Here is a 5,291-nt window from a genome sequence, read left to right on the forward strand (position 1 = left end):
TTTTTGATTCATAATAATAGAAATTAATATTTTTTTATTAATTATTGAATTATTTTTTTGGTTCTAGAGTAACTAAGAAAAAAAAGAGAGGAGAAAAACGAAATAAATAAAGTTATTTAGTTTATTCATAAAGTTTGAATAAATAAATAATAAATAAAAAGAAAGGTTATTAGAAGATAAGTAAGTGAAAATTAAAGTTTTAATTTTTTCTAAAAAGAAATTAAATTTTTTTTTAGGGTTCAGTACCTTTGTTTTAATTTTGTTTTTTGTAAAAAGTCCATTAGTTTTAGCAGAAAATAGTAATAATGATGATGCTGAACGACAATGATTAGTTCAAGAAGTTCAAGAAGAATATAATAGGTTATTAAGTTCTCATGAAGGAAATCAACGAAGAGATAATGGATATTATAATAGAGAAATTTTAAAAATTCCGTTATCAGTTGAAAGAGAAAAATTTTTAATACAACATAAAGAACTTATTAAGCAAGCATTCCAGGCTTTAGTAGAAGATAGATTAGAATTAATAGCACAACTTTACTATAAAGCTTCTGTTTCTTTTTATTTTAGCAATATATCCTCAAATCGAGTTAGTCATCAAGGAATTTCTGAACCAAACAGTATTCGATTTTACGAAAAACAAATAGAACAATATAATTTAAAATCTGATATCGCTAATAAATTAGCGAATAATCAATCAATTCCAAAAGAAAATAATAACATATTACAAAAAGTTCGCCAAGAATATAACTCTTGGTTAGAAAAACGACAAAGAAAACAAAATAATAATTCAAACTATTATGTTAACTATATACAAACTAAACTTCCAGATGATATCGAATCTCATAAAGCTAATATTAAAGAATTAAATTTAAAAAAAGAAATCTTTCAAACCTTACAAAAAGGATTAGAACCAGAAGAACACTCTTTAGTTTATAATTATATGGTTGCTTTATATAATAAACACTTTTATTTAGAAAAAATATACATAAACACAAATTCTGAAGAAGTCAACGATATACAAGGATTTATTGTACAATATCCACAAAAAGTTGCAGCAGCTAACATTTTAGCAGACGAACCGGAATTAAATACTACAGATACTATAACATTAGCAGTTAGACAAGAATATAACACTTGGCTTCATGAAGAACAACAAAATAAAGAACAAAATCCTGAATATTATAGTGCTAAAAAACAAGAAGTACAAAACAACAAAGAAAACATTGAAATTAATTTTAATCGTTTGATAAGTTTAAATGTATCTGATGATGTACAAACGGTATTTCGAAATAGTATTGACGCGTTAAATAGAATGATTCAAGCTTATGAAACTTTAATACAAAATCAAAATCCTGCCAAATTTTTCTATAATTCTTTTGTTAAACTTTTATCTAATGAAAATCAAGAAAAATTATCCAGAATTGAAACACATCAAAAACAAATAACATCAAGTGAAAATAATTTATTAAAAATAACAGAACAAAAAAATATTGCGCAACAGCTTGCATTATCAACAATAAATACATAATTAATAGAATCAAATTTAAACAAAATACCAAACAAAGAAATAGAAACTATAAAAACAAATATTAAAACTCAAAATAATAATATAGACGAAAACAAACATATTAACACAAAATTAACAACTTTAGCATTAACTGAAATAACGAAAAAAGATGATTTTTCTATTAGAGAAGCTATTAAATCTAAAAATTCTCTGACTCAAGAAGAAACAGACCAATTAGTAATTGTTATCTCAGAAAATGAAAATAGTGCTACAGTATCTTTGCCAGATTACACAAACGATGCAACTGTTAACTTCACAATAACACCAGAAGAAAACTTAGACGTACCACAACAACAAAATGAACCTAAATCAGAATCAGTAACACAAGAACAAAAAGAAACTTCAGAATCAAAACCATCAGAACAACCGATAAAATCTAATATCTTTACTAGTTGGTTCGCTATAATTATTTATATTTTTATCATTATCATATCTATATCTAGCACTTAAGTTATTAAAAAAAAATATAAAAAAAATTAATTTTTTATAACTATTCATTTTTAAAAAAATAATTTTTTTATAGTTCACTTATCTTAAAATAAATTCATTAAAAATATATTAAAAAATTCACTTATTTAATAAACAGTGTAAAAAAAGATTTAATTTTAAAATAATATAAGGTTAAAAATTATGAATTTGTATTATAAAAAAATATCTCCCTCTTTTATTGTTTTGTATCTTTTATTTTTTGGTTTTTTATTACTTGGTTTTATTTCAAAACCATTAGTTTATGCCGAAAACGCCATAGAAAATAATCGTCTTCAGTTAGATGATACTTTTAAAAACAAACAAAAAGAATATAGGGAACAAAAAATAACAGAATTTGTACAATCAGTTAAGAACGCTTGGAGCGAATACAAAACTAAACATCAACAAATCAATGATAATTTAAGGAAATTAAAAGAATATCCTAGTATAGAAAGTTTAAATAGTTGGTTAACACCTTTAAAAGAAAGTTTAAATAACCAATTTCCATCAAATCTTTCTCAAAATTACCAACCTTATGACACCGCGTTAAATAAAATTGAACAAAATCCGAATATCGATCAAAAATTAACTTTACTTCAAGAATTACTTCCCCAAATTAAAACTTTTTTTGAAACATATGAGGAAGAATTTAGAAAAATAACTTCCTTATTAATACAACATGTAAAACCTTCTAATTCTCAACTTTTTGATAAATATACACAAAATTTGATAACATCTACTGAAAATCCAGAAACATCACTTAAAAATACAATTATCAGTTTAAATAAAGAAAATATTTTTTCTAAACCTGATTTACAAGATAAAAAAGAAAAAATTTTAAATTTATTAAAATCTTCTGAAAATCAAACTTTATTTGATAAATATAAAATATTAGAGAAGATTGATCATTTCGAATTAACTGGTGGTGCAGATAGTTATAATATGAAAATTATTCAATATTTAAACTTGAAATTACCCGGAAGAACTTTTTCTTTATCTCTATTAACCGCTACAAATCCTGTTTATAACAACTCTGCGCCATCTTCAGAAGGAAAAATAAATTTTAATAAAAAACTAGATTCTTCTCTAGAAGGTTTAGTGGCTGTCTTTATTCCTGAAGGACAAAACAATACTTATACATCGCCGCCTTCTTTAGAAAAATTATTAACAGAAACTTTAGGTTCTAAGAAAGTATTTTGTTTTTGGAAAAAACTTAAAAGAAAATCTACTTTGGGTGATGTTAAAGGAAATGATGCTGCTGTTAACGAATTAAGAAAAATAAAAACTTATATTCAAGAACCGTCAAAATATGAAGAATTAGAAATTGATTTTTCAAAAGGAATTTTATTATATGTTCCACCCGGAACTGGAAAAACTTTTTTAGCACAAGCATTCGCTAACGAACTTAATATTCCGAATTTTATAGATAAGTCTGGTTCAGATTTTGCTGTTAAATATTCAGGTGAAGGAGCACAAAAAAGTAAGAGAATTATTTCAACAAGCTCGTAAACAAACTCCTGCTGTTATTTTTGTTGATGAAATCGACGCTGTTGGTGGAAAAAGAAGCAGTGGAGATGGCGAAGCTAAAGATCAAAATAGCACTTTAAACCTCTGGAAAATGTTATTTTTATAGGAGCGACTAACCGAAAAGATATTTTGGATGAAGCTCTTTTAAGACCTGGAAGATTAAGTAAACATATTTATGTTGGGTTACCTAGACGCTTCTGGAAGATTCGCTTTATTAAAAGATGTTTTTGGAAGAAAATTTATTATGAAACAACAAATGGATCCTAATATTGATTGGAATTTTTTAGCTCAAATTAAAACTCAAGGAATGAGTGGTGTGACCTTAAAAGAAATTATTAACAACGCCGCTATCAAAGCTTTAATTGAAGAAAAACGTCCTCTAATTACTCAATCTGATATTGAAACAGCGATTGATAATCAAATTTTAGGACTTCCAACTCCAGATATAACATATACCCCTAATGAAAGAAAAGCAGAAGCTACTTATTTCGCTGGTCAAGCGGTTATTAATTTATCTCAAAAATGGGGTTCAATTTATAAAATAGATATTACTCCTCGTGCTCGTCACGCGAGTCCCTTCAAAATTTCTTATTTTGACGAACATCAAAAAGTTGAAAAAGATTACGAAAAAGAAATTATCTTACATTTAGGAGGCAAAGCGGCCGAAGAAATGATGTTTAATACTGTTAGTGATCGAGTTTATTTAGATAATGAAAAAGCTAAAAATTTAATAACTGATTTATTAAAACTTAGAAAAATATTACCCACTAAAGATTCTAATTTAGCAGAAATGCAAATTAAAGAAGAATTTGAAGATAAATATAATGCGTTATATAACAAAACCAAAGATATTTTAAATCAAAATAGTGATTTATTAAATACTTTAGTAGCTGAATTAGAAAAAAAAGATGTTTTAACCGCTAATGAAATTAATAATATCTTAAATGAACGTTCTAACGATTTATCTTCGTCAACCACCATAAACTCAGTTACTTCAAATTCAAACATCAAAAAAACTAATCATAATTGGTTTTTTATCGGAATCATAGTTTTATTAAGTCTCCTTTTATTAGCTTTACCTGTAGCTTATTTTATCTTCTTATCTAAAAAAAGAAAAGGTGTGACTAAACATGATTTTAACTAAGAAAAAATTTTTTTTGCTCTGTTTTTATCTTGTTATTTCGGTTTTTACTTTATATTGGGCTTATTCAAAATATCAGAACTTCTTATATCCTAAAAATGAAATTTCGATGGATATTTTAAAAGAAAAAGTTAACCAAAGTAAATTACAAGGAACTCAAAATTTTGAGTTATTCTCGTTTGTTGAATTATGGTCCTCCTTATTATCATGTTATTTTGGAAAATCACAAGGGTCCTGCAGATATTTGTAAATTGGAACAACATCAATTTGATATCATTTTTACAAAAATGCGTATGAAAGAAACTTCTATCGTTCAAGAAACTCCTGTAATCAACTTATTACAATTACCTTTAATGATTTTATCCGCTATTTCTTCGTTAATTTTGATGATTTATATTTTTTCTGCTATATGGGAAAGATCTATGCAATCAAGATCTAGAGCTCAAAATGCAGATAAACAAAAATCTCTTTTTACTTTAAAAGATGTCGCCGGAAACAAAGAAGAAAAAGAAGAGATGAAAGAATTAATTGATTTCTTAAACAATCCACACAAATATCAAAAAATGGGAGCTGTTATTCCGAAGGGAG

General features: G+C 25.7%; 6 protein-coding genes and 1 pseudogene. All 7 read left to right on the top strand.

Annotated elements, in window-relative coordinates:
* Window positions 1-184: 184 nt before the first annotated feature.
* Window positions 185-328 (top strand): hypothetical protein, encoded by a 144-nt coding sequence (locus tag AB6A63_RS01625; RefSeq protein WP_370430951.1) that lies wholly within the window; start codon window positions 185-187, stop codon window positions 326-328.
* A 612-nt stretch (window positions 329-940) separates the two neighbouring features.
* Window positions 941-1,528 (top strand): hypothetical protein, encoded by a 588-nt coding sequence (locus AB6A63_RS01630; protein WP_370430952.1) that lies wholly within the window; start codon window positions 941-943, stop codon window positions 1,526-1,528.
* A gap of 258 nt (window positions 1,529-1,786) precedes the next feature.
* Window positions 1,787-2,017, top strand: a complete 231-nt coding sequence (locus AB6A63_RS01635) for a hypothetical protein (protein ID WP_370430953.1) — start codon at window positions 1,787-1,789, stop codon at window positions 2,015-2,017.
* A gap of 180 nt (window positions 2,018-2,197) precedes the next feature.
* Window positions 2,198-3,544, top strand: a complete 1,347-nt coding sequence (locus AB6A63_RS01640) for an AAA family ATPase (RefSeq protein WP_370430954.1) — start codon at window positions 2,198-2,200, stop codon at window positions 3,542-3,544.
* The gene (locus AB6A63_RS01645) at window positions 3,498-3,668 is read left to right on the top strand and encodes an AAA family ATPase (RefSeq protein WP_370430955.1); all 171 of its coding nucleotides are present in this window, start codon (window positions 3,498-3,500) and stop codon (window positions 3,666-3,668) included. The genes AB6A63_RS01640 and AB6A63_RS01645 overlap by 47 nt, the downstream gene beginning before the upstream one ends.
* A gap of 69 nt (window positions 3,669-3,737) precedes the next feature.
* Entirely contained in the window at window positions 3,738-4,706 is a 969-nt protein-coding gene (locus AB6A63_RS01650; RefSeq protein WP_370430956.1) for a hypothetical protein, read from the top strand.
* 161 nt (window positions 4,707-4,867) lie between these two features.
* A pseudogene (locus AB6A63_RS01655) lies at window positions 4,868-5,291 on the top strand (hypothetical protein); the annotation flags it as partial.

This window comes from 'Camptotheca acuminata' phytoplasma, from assembly GCF_041276565.1.
GTDB lineage: Bacteria > Bacillota_I > Bacilli_A > Acholeplasmatales > Acholeplasmataceae > Phytoplasma.